The organism is Streptomyces sp. NPDC023541 (assembly GCF_055559995.1).
This window is the reverse complement of the sequence record NZ_JBVHJO010000021.1, coordinates 18,487-32,524: the sequence shown is the minus strand read 5'-3', so window position 1 is coordinate 32,524 and position 14,038 is coordinate 18,487. Positions and strand designations below refer to the sequence as shown.

General features: G+C 72.3%; 13 protein-coding genes and 1 tRNA gene. 9 read left to right on the top strand and 5 right to left on the bottom strand.

The window, feature by feature from the left end; genetic code table 11:
- Positions 1-197: 197 nt before the first annotated feature.
- Positions 198-884 (bottom strand): DUF461 domain-containing protein, encoded by a 687-nt coding sequence (locus ACZ3X1_RS32950; protein WP_390078851.1) that lies wholly within the window; start codon positions 882-884, stop codon positions 198-200.
- Between the two features lie 624 nt (positions 885-1,508).
- Here ACZ3X1_RS32950 and ACZ3X1_RS32945 point away from each other — a divergent pair.
- The 6 genes from ACZ3X1_RS32945 (at position 1,509) to ACZ3X1_RS32920 (ending at position 7,750) form a co-directional block, all read left to right on the top strand.
- On the top strand, positions 1,509-1,991 hold the full coding sequence (locus ACZ3X1_RS32945) for a CarD family transcriptional regulator (RefSeq protein ID WP_003953493.1): 483 nt from the start codon (positions 1,509-1,511) through the stop codon (positions 1,989-1,991).
- Between the two features lie 295 nt (positions 1,992-2,286).
- On the top strand, positions 2,287-3,033 hold the full coding sequence (ispD, locus tag ACZ3X1_RS32940; RefSeq protein ID WP_356813702.1) for a 2-C-methyl-D-erythritol 4-phosphate cytidylyltransferase: 747 nt from the start codon (positions 2,287-2,289) through the stop codon (positions 3,031-3,033).
- Positions 3,023-3,526 carry a 2-C-methyl-D-erythritol 2,4-cyclodiphosphate synthase gene (ispF, locus tag ACZ3X1_RS32935; RefSeq protein WP_467282615.1) on the top strand — a complete coding sequence of 168 codons (504 nt, stop codon included), beginning with the start codon at positions 3,023-3,025 and terminating at the stop codon, positions 3,524-3,526. Before ispD ends, ispF begins: the two co-directional genes overlap by 11 nt.
- Before the next feature lie 93 nt (positions 3,527-3,619).
- Positions 3,620-5,020, top strand: a complete 1,401-nt coding sequence (gene cysS / locus ACZ3X1_RS32930; RefSeq protein WP_356813700.1) for a cysteine--tRNA ligase — start codon at positions 3,620-3,622, stop codon at positions 5,018-5,020.
- Positions 5,021-5,121: 101 nt separating this feature from the next.
- Positions 5,122-6,093 carry a 23S rRNA (guanosine(2251)-2'-O)-methyltransferase RlmB gene (gene rlmB, locus ACZ3X1_RS32925; RefSeq protein WP_356813699.1) on the top strand — a complete coding sequence of 324 codons (972 nt, stop codon included), beginning with the start codon at positions 5,122-5,124 and terminating at the stop codon, positions 6,091-6,093.
- Positions 6,094-6,235: 142 nt separating this feature from the next.
- Positions 6,236-7,750, top strand: a complete 1,515-nt coding sequence (locus ACZ3X1_RS32920; RefSeq protein WP_362633654.1) for a DoxX family protein — start codon at positions 6,236-6,238, stop codon at positions 7,748-7,750.
- Between the two features lie 143 nt (positions 7,751-7,893).
- Here ACZ3X1_RS32920 and ACZ3X1_RS32915 read toward each other — a convergent pair whose 3' ends face one another.
- From ACZ3X1_RS32915 to ACZ3X1_RS32905, 3 genes are all read right to left on the bottom strand, one after another.
- On the bottom strand, positions 7,894-8,652 hold the full coding sequence (locus ACZ3X1_RS32915; protein ID WP_356815942.1) for a nucleotidyltransferase family protein: 759 nt from the start codon (positions 8,650-8,652) through the stop codon (positions 7,894-7,896).
- A 27-nt stretch (positions 8,653-8,679) separates the two neighbouring features.
- Positions 8,680-9,093, bottom strand: coding sequence for a hypothetical protein (locus tag ACZ3X1_RS32910; RefSeq protein ID WP_356815943.1), 414 nt, complete (start codon positions 9,091-9,093; stop codon positions 8,680-8,682).
- 206 nt (positions 9,094-9,299) lie between these two features.
- Positions 9,300-10,388, bottom strand: coding sequence for an ABC transporter ATP-binding protein (locus ACZ3X1_RS32905; protein ID WP_356815944.1), 1,089 nt, complete (start codon positions 10,386-10,388; stop codon positions 9,300-9,302).
- Between the two features lie 156 nt (positions 10,389-10,544).
- On the opposite strand from ACZ3X1_RS32905, the gene ACZ3X1_RS32900 reads away from it, so the two are divergent.
- Positions 10,545-11,222 carry a hypothetical protein gene (locus tag ACZ3X1_RS32900; protein ID WP_467282607.1) on the top strand — a complete coding sequence of 226 codons (678 nt, stop codon included), beginning with the start codon at positions 10,545-10,547 and terminating at the stop codon, positions 11,220-11,222.
- A 77-nt stretch (positions 11,223-11,299) separates the two neighbouring features.
- Positions 11,300-11,377, top strand: a tRNA-Thr gene (locus tag ACZ3X1_RS32895).
- 56 nt (positions 11,378-11,433) lie between these two features.
- Here ACZ3X1_RS32895 and ACZ3X1_RS32890 read toward each other — a convergent pair.
- Positions 11,434-12,825, bottom strand: coding sequence for an NAD(P)/FAD-dependent oxidoreductase (locus ACZ3X1_RS32890; protein WP_467282605.1), 1,392 nt, complete (start codon positions 12,823-12,825; stop codon positions 11,434-11,436).
- A 724-nt stretch (positions 12,826-13,549) separates the two neighbouring features.
- On the opposite strand from ACZ3X1_RS32890, the gene ACZ3X1_RS32885 reads away from it, so the two are divergent.
- Entirely contained in the window at positions 13,550-14,023 is a 474-nt protein-coding gene (locus ACZ3X1_RS32885) for a GNAT family N-acetyltransferase (protein WP_356815291.1), read from the top strand.
- Positions 14,024-14,038 lie beyond the last annotated feature (15 nt).

The window sequence follows — 14,038 nt, the reverse complement described above, 5'->3', positions numbered from 1 at the left end:
AGGCCGGCGCAGCGTGCCGAAGCCGGTGAGGCCCCCCGGGGCCTCGCCGCGCGAGGGGCGCACGTGGGAGGAGTTCGAGCCGGACCCGGGCGCGCCGTGAAGCGGGACTCCCGTCGATGGCATGGAAAAGGGCCCCCGTCCGCTGGTGCGGACGGGGGCCCTTCCCCTATGTGTACGGGGCTACGCCGTGCCCCCGGTCAGTGGCCCGCGGCGTGCGAGGCGGAGCCCGACGGCGAAGCGGCCGCGCCCGAGGGGGTCCCGGCCGGGGCGCCGGAGGCGGCGCCCGAGGGGCTGCCGGACGGGGAGGCGCCGGCCGCCGGGGTGGCCGCCGGGGTGCCGCCCGGAGTCGCGGACGGGGCGGCGGACGGAGCCGCGGACGGGCCGAAGCCCGCGTACATGCCGGTGGCCGGGACCACGAAGGCCTGGAGCTCGACGCCGCCCGTGCTGCTCAGCTGGAAGACGACCTTCTGCACGTCGCCGTTCTTGGCGGCCTCGGAGCCGTTCTCGATCACGGCGGAGGCGTTGCCCTGGCCGCCGAGCACCACGGAGCCGCCGGCGGGCACGGTGATCCTGCCGCTGCCCCCGGCCGGCTTCAGCGCGACCTTCCCCTTGCCATCCGCAAGGGTGATGCCGTCAAGCGTCTGCGGCTTGGTGCCGTTGTTGAAGACGGTCGCCGAGACGACGGCCGGCCCCTTCTTGTCCTTCTCGCCCTGGGTGATCACCAGAGCGTTCTGGATCTCGATGTCGCCCTTGGTGGCGGCGGCGTTGTCCGGCTTGATCTGGAGAGTCTGCGCGTCGTTGCCCGCACCGCATGCGGCCAGCGAGGCGATCGAGAACACGACGGCGGTGGCGGCGAGGGCGCCGCGTCGAAGGCTGCGGCTCACGGCGGCGGCAACTCCTAGGACGAACGGAAACGGAGGGTGGGCTCTCCCGGCAACCGCTGGGAGGTACCCCCGGAACGGCCGAGGCGAAGCCGCTCTAAGGGTGTGTCAGCGCGCTTAGGTTACCGAGCCGCCGCCCCGCCCCCGCACCCGACCCTCCGCAGGGCGGCCGCCGCCCTGGGGGTGGTCCACGATCTTGCATTCGCCGGGGTCCACCTCGCCGCCCACCTCGCCGATCACGTGGCGCTCCCATATCGTGCGTCCGCCGCCCGTTGATCAATTCCGGGATTCCCCGAACGCCACTCGGTGATCAATTCCGGATTGGGCCGGATCCCGCTCCCGCACGCGTGCTCGCCAGCCGAACGGAGCAGTTCGTTTTCGCGACTCTCAGCCCGGCAAAACGGGACGTACGTCACACTGATGGGGGTGTGCGGCGGGTGTAGCGTGGCCCTTTCGCCCGGTCCGCGCAGCGCCCCCGACCTGCGAATACCCCCTTCCGGAACCCTTCCGCAGCACGTTCCTGTCGCTGTTGTCAAGCCCCGAGATGTGCCCTGACCTGCGAAAACGCCATTCATAACAGTCAGTTCTCGTGTTACCCTGGATAGCCACGGAAGGGGTACCTGTCACATGACGTTCAAGGTTGGCGACACCGTGGTCTATCCCCATCACGGGGCCGCGCTGATCGAGGCCATTGAGACTCGCCAGATCAAAGGCGTGGACAAGACCTACTTGGTGCTCAAGGTCGCCCAGGGCGACCTGACGGTTCGTGTGCCTGCGGACAATGCGGAGTTCGTCGGCGTTCGCGACGTAGTCGGCCAGGACGGGCTGGACCGGGTCTTCGAGGTGCTTCGTGCACCGTATGCAGAAGAGCCGACGAACTGGTCCCGGCGCTACAAGGCAAATCTGGAGAAGCTCGCTTCTGGCGATGTCATCAAGGTCGCCGAAGTGGTGCGTGACCTGTGGCGTCGTGAGCGCGAGCGCGGGCTCTCCGCGGGCGAGAAGCGCATGCTCGCGAAGGCGCGCCAGATCCTGGTCAGCGAGCTCGCGCTCGCTGAGAACACGAACGAGGACAAGGCCGAGGCCCTCCTCGACGAGGTGCTCGCGTCCTGACGCGAGGCCCCGTGCACGGTGTGCACAGCTTGCCGCGGTGCCCGATGACAAGGTTTCTCCTCCTGGAGAGACCTGTTGCCGGGCGCTGCGGCATGTCTGTATCCGTATCTCGTGCCGTACTCGTACTTCCACCCGCCCAGCCGTACTCGTACCTCTCACTGGCGTGCCGGGTCCGGGTAACGCTCGACCGGTCGTCACGGAAGGGGCGAGGGGCGTCGCACCCGGCACCCTTCAGGCCATACCCATGTCGGCCGAAGTCACAAACCTGGCTCGGAAACCTGGCTCGGAGCTACTGATGTCTGACGTAACGCGCCCCCGCCGCACGGCCGCGGTGATCCCGGCCGCCGGCCGCGGCGTACGCCTCGGCCCCGGCGCCCCCAAGGCCCTGCGGGCCCTCGGCGGCACCCCGATGCTCGTCCACGCCGTCCGCGCGATGGCCCGATCCCGCGCGGTGTCCGTCGTGGTGGTCGTCGCCCCCGCCGCCGAAGCGGCCGAGGTGCGCCTGCTGCTGGGCGAGCACGCGCTGCCCGAGCGGACCGAGCTATTGGTCGTACCCGGCGGCGAGACCCGCCAGGAGTCCGTACGGGCCGGCCTCGACGCGCTGCCGCAGGACGTCACCTCCGTACTGATCCACGACGCGGCCCGCCCGCTCGTCCCGGTGGACACCGTGGACGCCGTCGTCGAGGCCGTGCGCGACGGCGCCCGCGCCGTGGTTCCCGCGCTCCCGCTGGCGGACACCGTCAAGGAGGTCGAGCCCGGCAGGCCGGGCGAGCCCGAGCCGGTCGTCGCCACGCCCGAGCGGGCCCGGCTGCGCGCCGTGCAGACCCCGCAGGGCTTCGACCTCGCCACGCTCCTGGAGGCGCACGCCGCGATCGCGGTGGACGGCGAGGGCGCCACCGACGACGCCGGCATGGTGGAACGCCTCGGCGTCCCCGTCGTGGTGATCCCGGGACACGAAGAGGCCTTCAAGGTCACCCGACCGCTCGACCTGGTCCTCGCAGAGGCCGTACTCGCCCGCAGGAGGGCCACCGATGGGTTCTAGCTCCGACGCGCCGCTGATCCCGCTCGTCGGGATCGGCACCGACGTGCACGCCTTCGAGACCGGCCGCGAGCTGTGGTGCGCCGGCCTGCTGTGGGAGGGGGAGGACGGCCTCGCCGGGCACTCCGACGGCGACGTCGCCGCCCACGCCGCCTGCGACGCCCTCTTCTCCGCCGCCGGAGTCGGCGACCTCGGCGCGCACTTCGGCACCTCCCGCCCCGAGTGGTCCGGCGCCGCCGGAGCCACCCTCCTGGCGGAGGCCGCCAGGATCGTGCGCGCGGAGGGCTACGAGATCGGCAACATCGCCATCCAGGTGATCGGCGTCCGTCCGAAGATCGGCAAGCGGCGCGAAGAGGCACAGAAGGCGCTCGCGGCCGCCGCGGGCGCCCCCGTCTCCGTATCGGGCACCACCACCGACGAACTGGGCCTCACCGGCCGGGCCGAAGGGCTCGCCGCCATCGCCACCGCCCTCGTGTACCGGACGAACCGGGCCTGAACGCCCGTGGGGTCGGCGCATCTTCGGCAACAAAGCGGCCCCGCGGCCCCAAAGGTCGCGGGGCACTGCTACGGGCGCACTACCCTGGATGCCGTGACTATTCGCCTGTACGACACCAACGCCCGGCAGATCCGCGACTTCACCCCGCTCGTTCCGGGCTGCGTCTCGATCTACCTCTGTGGTGCCACCGTGCAGGCGGCCCCGCACATCGGGCACATCCGGTCGGGCCTCAACTTCGACATGATGCGCCGCTGGTTCGAGTACCGCGGCTACGACGTCACCTTCATCCGCAACGTCACCGACATCGACGACAAGATCATCGCGAAGTCGGCCGAGCAGGGCCGTCCCTGGTGGTCCATCGGCTACGACAACGAGCAGGCCTTCAACAACGGGTACGACGCCCTCGGCTGCCTGCGGCCCACCTACGAGCCGCGCGCCACGGGCCACGTCCCCGAGATGATCGAGATGATGCGCGGCCTGATCGAGCGCGGCCACGCCTACGAGTCCGACGGCAACGTCTACTTCGACGTGCGCTCCTTCCCCGGCTACCTGAGCCTGTCCAACCAGGAGCTCGACAACCTGCTCCAGCCCTCCGGCGAGGGCGAGACGGGCAAGCGCGACCCCCGCGACTTCGCCATGTGGAAGTCGGTCAAGCCGGGCGAGCCCTCCTGGGAGACCCCGTGGGGCCGCGGCCGGCCGGGCTGGCACCTCGAATGCTCCGCCATGGCGCACAAGTACCTCGGCGAGGCCTTCGACATCCACGGCGGCGGCCTCGACCTGATCTTCCCGCACCACGAGAACGAGATCGCCCAGGCCAAGGCCTTCGGCGACGAGTTCGCGAACTACTGGGTCCACAACGCCTGGGTCACCATGTCCGGCGAGAAGATGTCCAAGTCCCTCGGGAACTCCGTCCTCGTCTCCGAGATGGTCAAGCAGTGGCGCCCGATCGTCCTGCGCTACTACCTCGGCACCCCGCACTACCGGTCGATGATCGAGTACAGCGAGGAGGCGCTGCGCGAGGCCGAGTCGGCCTTCGCCCGCATCGAGGGCTTCATCCAGCGCGTCGTGGAGAAGGCCGGCGGCCCGGTCGAGGCCGCGAAGGAGGTTCCGCCCGCCTTCGCCGAGGCCATGGACGACGACCTCGGCGTCCCGCAGGCGCTCGCCATCGTCCACACCACGGTCCGCCAGGGCAACAGCGCGCTCGCCGCCGACGACAAGGACGGGGCCATCGCCCGCCTGTCCGAGGTACGGGCCATGCTGGGCGTCCTCGGCCTGGACCCGCTCGACCCGCACTGGGCCGGCGAGACCGACCGCGGCGAGGACCTCCACGGAGCCGTGGACACCCTCGTACGCCTGGTCCTGGATCAGCGGGAGTCCGCCCGGGCCCGCAAGGACTGGGCGACCGCCGACGCCATCCGCGACCAGCTCCAGCAGTCCGGTCTGGTCATCGAGGACAGCCCGACGGGGCCGCGCTGGACGCTCGGCCCCCGCTGAGCCCCCGGCACCCGGAGCAGTCCGACTGTGCCGCCCGGCCGTCCGGGCGGCACACTCTTCATACGTACATATCGCAGCATCAACGAAAACAGGTAGAGGTCATGGCCGGGAACAGCCAGCGCAGGAACCGCCGCACGTCCAACAAGAAGGGCGCTACGGTCGGCAGCGGTGGCCAGCGGCGCAAGGGCCTGGAGGGCAAGGGCCCCACGCCCAAGGCCGAGGACCGCAAGAAGCACAAGGCGAACCGCATCGCCAACGCCATGGCCCGCCAGGCGGCCAAGCGCCGTCCGGCGCCGCGCCGCGGCGGCCCCAAGGGCACCAGCGAGATGGTCGTCGGCCGCAACCCGGTCTTCGAGGCGCTGCGCGACGGCGTCCCGGCCACCACCCTCTACGTCCAGCAGTTCATCGACAACGACGAGCGCGTCCGCGAGGCGCTCCAGCTCGCGGCCGAGCGCGGCAACATCAACCTGATGGAGGCCCCGCGCCCCGAGCTCGACCGCATGACCAACGGGCTCAACCACCAGGGCCTGGTCCTCCAGGTCCCGCCGTACGAGTACGCGCACCCCGAGGACCTCACCGACGCCGCCCACGACAACGGCGAGGACCCCCTCATCGTCGCCCTCGACGGCGTCACCGACCCGCGCAACCTCGGCGCGATCGTCCGCTCCGTCTCCGCCTTCGGCGGCCACGGCGTGGTCATCCCCGAGCGCCGCGCCGCCGGTATGACCGCCGGTGCCTGGAAGACCTCGGCCGGCACCGCCGCCCGCACCCCGGTCTCCCGCGTCACCAACCTGACCCGCGCCCTGCAGGAGTACAAGAAGGCCGGCATGGCCGTCGTCGGCCTCGCCGCCGAGGGCACGCACGAGGTGCAGGACCTGGAGGCGCTCGGCGGCCCGGTCGTCATCGTCGTCGGCTCCGAGGGCAAGGGCCTGGGCCGACTCGTCGGCGAGAACTGCGACTACCTCGTGCGCATCCCGATGCCGGGCGGTGCCGAGTCCCTCAACGCCGGTGTCGCCGCGGGCGTCGTGCTCTACGAGGCGGCCCGCCGCCGCGCCACGCAGCCCCGCACCTGACCGCCTTGATCCACTTGGCTCACGGAAAGTGACCCGTGAGCGTGCCGCCCCGCCCGTTTCGGGCGGGGTGGCTTGATCTTGACGGGTCTCGGACAGATCCCTGATGTCAAGGCAGTGTCCTAAACACTGATCACTCGGTTAGATGAGTGTGGACACCAGAACGTCAGGGTTCGACGACCAGCCCGCGCTGAGCATGGTCAAGGTGCCGTGCGACCCCGCACAGGTCATCGTCAACCACGCCAGCTTCCGCGTGCGGCTCGCACCGAGCCCGAGCGCGCGTTCCAAGCCCGCGAAGGCCCCCGGCCGCGCGCCCGTCCTGGGCGGCGCCGTGGTGGCCGCCGCCGGGGCCACCCGCCGCCGGGCCCCCGTGGTCTGGAGCGGCAAGTCCGACACCGGCGACGCCGCCGCGGCCATGGGCGGACTGCTCCAGGCCGTACGCGGCCACGACGAGAACGACGGCGGCGCCACCCAGGTCATCCCGCGCATCGACCTGGACCACGACCTCGCCGAGGACACCCTCGCCACGCCGACCGTCATCGGCCAGCGCAGCTACGGGGACCCCACCGCGACGCGCCCCCTGGCCGCCGTACGGGACCTCCCGTACGAGCGGCCGGCCGGCTCCGGGGCCCCCAGCGGACCGGAATCCCGCCGCCCGGCGGCCGACAACCGCGGGCAGGCCTCCTACTACCCCGGCCGCCGGATGAACCTCGGCGTCGTGCTGCTCCCGCTGCGCGTCTTCCTCGGCTTCATCTCCATCTACGCCGGCATGGGCAAGCTGTGCGACCCCGTCTACTTCGACGGCGGCGAGCGCGGCTCCATGGTCACCTGGCTGCACACGCTGACCCCGTGGGCGCTGGCCGAGCCGCTGCGTGACTTCGCGCTCGCGCACCCGGTGGGCGCGGGCCTCAGCGTGGCCTTCCTCCAGGTCATCGTCGGCGTGCTGACGGTCTTCGGCCTGTGGCAGCGGTTCGCCGCCTGCTTCGGGGCGCTGCTGTCCGCCGCGCTGCTGATGACGGTCAGCTGGAAGACCGTCCCGGCCTACGACGCGCCCGACATCATCTACCTCGCCGCCTGGAGCCCGCTGATCATCGCGGGCGCGCCGGTCTACTCCCTCGACGGGCGCCTCGCCGGCGAGGCCTGGCGCACCCTCGGACCCCGTTCCGAGATCTGGCGGCTGCGCCGCCGCGTGCTGCGGCGCGGCGCCGTCATGGCGACCGTCGTCTGCGGACTCACCCTGATCGTCGGCTCGCTCCTCGGCGGCGCCGTCCGCTCCACCACCGTGGTCACCGTCCCCGGGCCCGGCCAGGCCCCCAGCAACTACCTGCCGGGCCGCCCGCTGCCGCAGGCGCCGGCCAAGCAGCAGCCCGCACAGCAGCAGCCGAACCGGCAGTCGTCCTCGCCGACGCCCTCCCCGTCCGAACCGTCCGCCAAGGCCGGCAGGACCGCGTCGGGCGCACCCTCCCGGGAGAGCGCGGGCACGGGCTCCGAGTCGCCCACCGCGACCCGGGGCACGACCGGCAGGCAGCAGACCCCGCGCAGTACGCCCCGGCAGTCCACGGCGCCGAAGCCGCCGTCCTCCTCGTCGGGGAGCAGCACGCGCGGGGGAGGCACCACTGCGACCAAGCAGCCCGGCCTGATCGGCGGGCTCATCGGCTGAGCCCTCCGCCAGGGGCCGGCACACAGGGGCCCGGCACGCGAGAGCGTGCCGGGCCCCTGTGGTGTGTGCGGGGATGCGGAACGGCGGAGGAGGGGAGGCGGGGGAGGGGAGGGCGGGCCGCGGAGGCGGGGCCGTGGAGGGCCTCAGAGGCCCGTCTGGGCCGCCAACTCCCGTGCGGCCTCGGTGAGGTCCTTGGCCGTGTCGATCGCCCGCCAGTAGGCGCCCTGGGGCAGCGGGAAGCCGGCCAGCCGCCGCTCCCGCGCCAGGCGCGGGAAGGTGGTGCGCTCGTGGTCCCCCAAGTCGGGCAGCAGCGCGGCGAATTCGGGCCCGAAGACGTACACCCCGGCGTTCACCGGATACGGCGACGGCGGGGCCTCGATGAAGTCCAGCACGTGCCCGAACTCGTTGGTCTCCACCACCCCCCACGGGATCCGCGGCCGGGCCAGCGCGAGCGTCGCGACCGCCCCGCGCTCGGCGTGGAAGGCCGCCATCTCGCGGAGCGAGAAGCGCGTCCAGACATCGCCGTTCGTCGCGTACCAGGCCCCGTCCGGGTCGGGGAGGTGCCGCGCGGCGTACTTCAGGCCGCCGCCGCGCCCCAGCGGCTCCTCCTCGACCACCGTGGTCACGCGGAGCGGCAACGGGGCCTCGGCCAGCCACTCCTGGAGCACCCCGGCGAGGTGCCCGCACGAGACCACGGCGTCGGTGACCCCCTCGGCGGCCAGCCAGGCCAGCTGGTGCCCGATGATCGGCAGCCCGGTTCCCGGGATCTCGACCATCGGCTTGGGGCGGTCGTCGGTGTACGGGCGCAGCCGCGAACCCTGGCCGCCCGCCAGGACGACTGCCTGGGCGGGGGCGGCGGGGAACGCGGCTGCGGAGGGGGCGGATCGGGGGGCGTCGGTCATGCGGCCAGGGTAGGGACGGGCCGCGCGTCAGCCCATGGAGGCGACGCCGGAGGCGTACGAGGTGTCGCAGACGGGGCGGGCGAAGGACTGGGCCTTCGTCGGGCCGTACGCCTCGACGGCGGCGCGTCCGAGCGCCCGGGCGATCCCCACGCAGTGCTCGGCGAGCGACGGCCGGCGGTTCACCTCCTGCTGGAGGTGGGTCAGGACGTCGTCGGGCGCCAGGCCCTGCTGCAGTTCGCCGACCAGCCGGGTGCGCAGCACCTCGTGGGCGGCGCGCGGCTTCGCGGGCGTGGAGACGCCCTCGGCGGAGGCGGTGACGAGCTGGGAGGAGGAAGTGTCCGCCCAAGGGACCATGGTGACCGCGAGCGTCCCGGACAGGACCAGGACGACGGGCAGGACCAGGGCGAGGGAACGGCCGATACGGCGGGCAGTGTGGGTCACGAGGGCGAGAGTAGCGCTCGGTGAAGATTTGGCGACATTTAGTCACCCTGTCGGGGGATGGTTCGACGTGGCTTTTCGAATTACGGGTTGACGCCCGCGCCCGAATGGCCCGGTCTGCCGGGGTTCCTGTGGGGTGCTCTCCGGCAACGGACGGCGCAGGGGCGCCCCTTGACGGGACGCCCCTCCGAAATCCGTATCCGGTGCGACTAGTCGGACAGTCGCTGCCCGGAAGACGTCGAGAAGACGTGGATCTCGTCCGCCCGCGGCACGATGTGCAGGCTGGAGCCCTTCTCCGGGACCTGGCGGCCGCCCACGCGGACGACGAGGTCCTGCGAGCCCTCGGCGGCCGAGGTGGAGCCGTAGACGTAGCCGTCGGCGCCGAGCTCCTCGACGACGTTCACGGTGACGGTCAGACCGCCGGTCTCGGCGACGTCGAAGTGCTCCGGGCGGACGCCTACCGTGACGGTGCGGTCGCCCGCGTCGGCCGCGGCGGACAGTGCCGCTCGCGACACCGGGACGACGCTGTCGCCGAACTTCACGCCGCCGTCGGTGATCGGGACCTCGACCAGGTTCATGGCCGGGGAGCCGATGAAGCCGGCGACGAACAGGTTCGCGGGACGGTCGTACATGTTGCGCGGGGTGTCGACCTGCTGGAGCAGACCGTCCTTGAGCACGGCCACCCGGTCGCCCATCGTCATGGCCTCGACCTGGTCGTGGGTGACGTAGACGGTGGTGATGCCGAGGTCGCGCTGGAGGGCCGCGATCTGCGTACGCGTCGACACGCGCAGCTTGGCGTCCAGGTTCGACAGCGGCTCGTCCATCAGGAACACCTGCGGCTTGCGGACGATCGCGCGGCCCATGGCGACGCGCTGGCGCTGGCCGCCGGAGAGCGCCTTCGGCTTGCGGTCCAGGTACTGGGTGAGGTCCAGCATCTTCGCCGCGTCCTCCACCTTCCTGCGGATGGTGGCCTTGTCCTCGCCGGCGATCTTGAGCGCGAAGCCCATGTTGTCGGCGACGCTCATGTGCGGGTAGAGCGCGTAGTTCTGGAACACCATCGCGATGTCCCGGTCCTTGGGCGGCAGGTGGGTGACGTCGCGGTCACCGATGCGGATGGCGCCGCCGTTGACGTCCTCCAGGCCGGCGAGCATGCGCAGCGAGGTGGACTTGCCGCAGCCGGAGGGGCCGACGAGGACGAGGAACTCGCCGTCCTCGATCTCCAGCTCCAGCTGGTCGACGGCGGGCTTGTCGCCGCCGGGGTACAGACGGGTCGCCTTGTCGAAAGTGACAGAAGCCATGGTGAGGAATCCCTTCTACCGGCAGGAACGTGCCGGACGATCCGAGTGGAAGGTCTAGTCCAGAATCCGGACTCCGCCCGACGCTACCCGGCCGGACGCCGTCTGTCAGCACCGCGGAGGTGTGGGATTGTCAGCGCGACCTGCTTCCATGCGCCCATGAGCGTGTACGAGATCCTCCCGGTCCTCCCCGACATCGAGACCCTGCGGGACCGGTTCCTGGCCCTGGCCGTGCTGGAGACGGTGATGGACACCCGGGACCAGTTCTTCGCCTACGCCCCCGACTGGTCCGAGACGGAAGGCGCCGCCCTCATGGACAACGGCTCGGGCGACGACTACGCCATCGTCTTCTCGGCGGCGGGCGCGTACGCGCGCGGCTTCGCCCACGAATCCGGGATGAGCCCGTGGGGCGGCGAGGACGTGGAGGTCTGGCCGGGACTGGTGGAGGCCGTGCCCGAGGTCTTCCACCCGTACGTGACGGAGCCGGCGTTCTGCGACGACGACGGCGAAGGCCCCGTCCCGCGCGTCACGGTCGTGTTCTGGCGACAGGCGACGGACGAGGGGTGGCACACGGGGCCGGTGGAGATCCCCGACGGCCCCGGTGGCTTCGGCGACGGGGCCCAGGACCTCTTCGAGGTGCTCGCGGCGGGCACGCCGGAGGCCTACCGCGACTTCGCCGAGGACTACCACGAGCGGTCCATGGACCTGGACGCCGTCCGCCACGTCTACGCCATGCGCCCCCTCACGGCCGAGGTGATCAAGGCCCTGAACCCGGAGGCGGACCCGGTCGCCGTGGCGGCGGCGGTGGCGTCGACGGGGTACCCCGTGGAGGGCTGACGAATGTGATGGCAGGGGGATTCTCGCGCTGTGTAGAGTGATGGCGGCTTCGCTCGCAGTACACGCGGGTGTGCAGTGCCTCCTTAGCTCAGTCCGGCCAGAGCAACGCACTTGTAATGCGTAGGTCGTCGGTTCGAATCCGACAGGGGGCTCCAGAAGCGGAAGGCCCCGGGTTGACGCCCGGGGCCTTCCGGCGTTGTGGAGCGGGGCTTCAGTGGCGGCCCGAGATGCGGTCGGCCAGACGGGCCAGGCGCGCGGTCGTCGGGGTGTGGGTGGCGGTTTCGCGGCGGTCCGCCTCGCGGTAGGCGGCGTACAGGGCCCGTACGCCGAGCCAGCGGAAGGGCTCCGGCTCCCAGCGACGGACGCGGTGGTTCACCCACGGCAGGGCGGTCAGCCCCGTGGACTCACCGAGGACCAGGTCGCGCAGGGTGCGGGCGGCCAGGTTGGAGGTCGCGACGCCCGAGCCGACGTAGCCGCCCGCCCATCCCACGCCCGTGCTGCGGTCCAGGGTGACGGTGGCGCACCAGTCGCGGGGGACGCCGAGGACGCCCGACCAGGCGTGGGTGATCTCCGTGCCGGTGAGTGTCGGGAAGAAGGAGAAGAGGAGGTCGCGGAGGGAGTCGACGGTGGCCGGCTGGGTACGGCCGTCGTTGTCGGTGCGCGAGCCGAAGCGGTACGGGACCCCGCGCCCGCCGATCGCGATCCGGTCGTCGGCGGTGCGCTGCGCGTACATGTACGCGTGGGCCATGTCGCCCAGGACCTCCCGGCCCGACCAGCCGAGCTGGGCCCAGGTCTCGGCGGGCAGCGGGGCGGTCGCGATCATCGAGGAGTTCATCGGGAGCCACGACCGCTTCTGGCCCTTGAGGGCGGCGGTGAAGCCTTCCGTGCAGCGCAGGACGTGCGGGGCGCGGGCGGTGCCGTAGGGCGTCACCGCCTTGCCCGCGGAGATCTCCGTGACCGGGGTCGACTCGTGGATCACCACGCCGAGGCGTTCGCAGGCCGCGGCCAGGCCCCTGACCAGCTTGAGGGGGTGGACGCGGGCGCCGTGCGGGCTCCAGCTGGAGCCGACGGCGTCGGCGATGTCGATGCGGGCGCGGGTGGCGGCGGCGTCGTGGAGCTCGCGGTCGGTCTCGCCGAAGGCGATCTCGGCGGCGTGGAAGGCCTTGAGGCGGCCGAGCTGGGCGGGGGTGCGGGCGACTTCGAGGACGCCTCCGCGATGGATGTCGGCGTCGATGCCCTCCTTGGCGGCGACGTCCATGACCTCGGTGACGGTCTCGTTCATGGCCTGCTGGAGGCGCGCGGCGGCCGGCCGGCCGTGGAGGGCGGCGTAGCGGTCGCGGCCTGCGATGCCGTTGTAGAGCCAGCCGCCGTTGCGGCCGGAGGCGCCGAAACCGCAGAACTTCTGCTCCAGGACGGTGACGCGCAGGTCGGGGGCGGCCTGCTTCAGGTAGTAGGCGGTCCACAGGCCGGTGTAGCCGCCGCCGACGATGACGACGTCGGCGGTGGTGTGTGCGGTGAGGGGCGTGCGGGGTGGGGTGGGCGGGACGGTCGGGATGCCGGGGTCGGTCGCGTACCAGAAGGAAATGCCGCCGTTGATCGTCATGGGGGAGTTGCTACACCCTTTCCCTCCCGGGGGGCCATTGCCCTGCGGGCCGGCTCGGCGGTGTCCGGGTGCTTCGGCGGAGCGGGGTCGGTCCGGGCGGTGCGGGGTGCGCTTTGCCCTGCGGGCGGCTCGGCGGTGTGCTGCTCGCGCCGGATGCGGGCAGCTCTGCGAGCGGCTCGGCGGTGTGCGGCGTGCTTCGGCTCGGCGGGGTCGGCCCGGTCGCTCCGGTTGCCCTGGGGGCGGCTCGGTGGTGTGTGGCGTGCTTCGGCGGAGCCGGGTGGGTCTGGTCGGTGCGGGGTGCCGTGGCGGGGTGTCTCCTCGGCTCGGCGCGTGCGGGCCATCGCGGCTGTACCCGGTGGTTGCGCGCTCGTCCTGCGGGGACACCCCGCCACGTCCCCCCTCCCCTTCACCACGTAGCGGGATCCCGGGTCGCTGCCGGAGCCGGCGGTGGGGTGGGGACACGTAGGAGGGTCCCCGCGAGGACGAGGCGCGACCACCGGGTACGGCCGAGAGATGCCCGCGCGCGCCGAGCCGAGGAGACGCTCGTACGGGGCACCGCCCCCCACCCGTGTACCGACAGCCCCGCGCTGGACACCGCCGAGACCGCAGGGCACCCGGACACCGCCGAGCAAGCCCGCAGGGCCTACGTTCGTCGCCGCGCTGCCCGGGCGGGCTGCCTGTGGGGGCCAGTCGGCGGTCGCGGACTGGTGCTTAGGCTGCGGGCATGATCCGAAGTGCTGAAGTGGCCGATGTCCCCGTCATCCACGCGATGATCCGTGAGCTGGCCGAGTACGAGAAGGTGCCGCACGAGGCGCGGGCCACCGAGGAGCAGTTGCGGGAGGCCCTCTTCGGGCAGCGTCCGGCGGTGTTCGCGCATGTGGCGGAGACCGCGGACGGGGAGGTCGTCGGGTTCGCGGTGTGGTTCCTCTCGTTCTCGACGTGGCGCGGGGAGCACGGCATCTATCTGGAGGACCTGTACGTACGGCCGGGCGTGCGCGGGGGCGGGCACGGCAAGGCGCTGCTGGCGGAGCTGGCGCGTACGTGCGTCGAGCGCGGCTACGAGCGGCTGGAGTGGTCGGTGCTGAAGTGGAACGCGCCGACGATCGCCTTCTACGAGGCCCTGGGCGCGCGGCCGCAGGAGGAGTGGTCGGTGTACCGGCTGACCGGCGGGGCGCTGGCCGCCCTCGGCGCGGCGTAGCGGCGAGAGAGACGG

What these genes read in the sequence shown, in the direction of transcription:
- ispF (WP_467282615.1), top strand. Translation starts at nt 3,023, where the DNA reads ATGGGTTCTAGCTCCGACGCGCCGCTGATCCCGCTCGTCGGGATCGGC.
- ACZ3X1_RS32915 (WP_356815942.1), bottom strand. Translation starts at nt 8,652, where the DNA reads ATGACCGACGCCCCCCGATCCGCCCCCTCCGCAGCCGCGTTCCCCGCC.
- ACZ3X1_RS32885 (WP_356815291.1), top strand. Translation starts at nt 13,550, where the DNA reads ATGATCCGAAGTGCTGAAGTGGCCGATGTCCCCGTCATCCACGCGATG.
- ACZ3X1_RS32905 (WP_356815944.1), bottom strand. Translation starts at nt 10,388, where the DNA reads ATGGCTTCTGTCACTTTCGACAAGGCGACCCGTCTGTACCCCGGCGGC.
- ACZ3X1_RS32900 (WP_467282607.1), top strand. Translation starts at nt 10,545, where the DNA reads ATGAGCGTGTACGAGATCCTCCCGGTCCTCCCCGACATCGAGACCCTG.
- rlmB (WP_356813699.1), top strand. Translation starts at nt 5,122, where the DNA reads ATGGCCGGGAACAGCCAGCGCAGGAACCGCCGCACGTCCAACAAGAAG.
- ACZ3X1_RS32890 (WP_467282605.1), bottom strand. Translation starts at nt 12,825, where the DNA reads ATGACGATCAACGGCGGCATTTCCTTCTGGTACGCGACCGACCCCGGC.
- ACZ3X1_RS32920 (WP_362633654.1), top strand. Translation starts at nt 6,236, where the DNA reads ATGAGTGTGGACACCAGAACGTCAGGGTTCGACGACCAGCCCGCGCTG.
- ACZ3X1_RS32945 (WP_003953493.1), top strand. Translation starts at nt 1,509, where the DNA reads ATGACGTTCAAGGTTGGCGACACCGTGGTCTATCCCCATCACGGGGCC.
- ispD (WP_356813702.1), top strand. Translation starts at nt 2,287, where the DNA reads ATGTCTGACGTAACGCGCCCCCGCCGCACGGCCGCGGTGATCCCGGCC.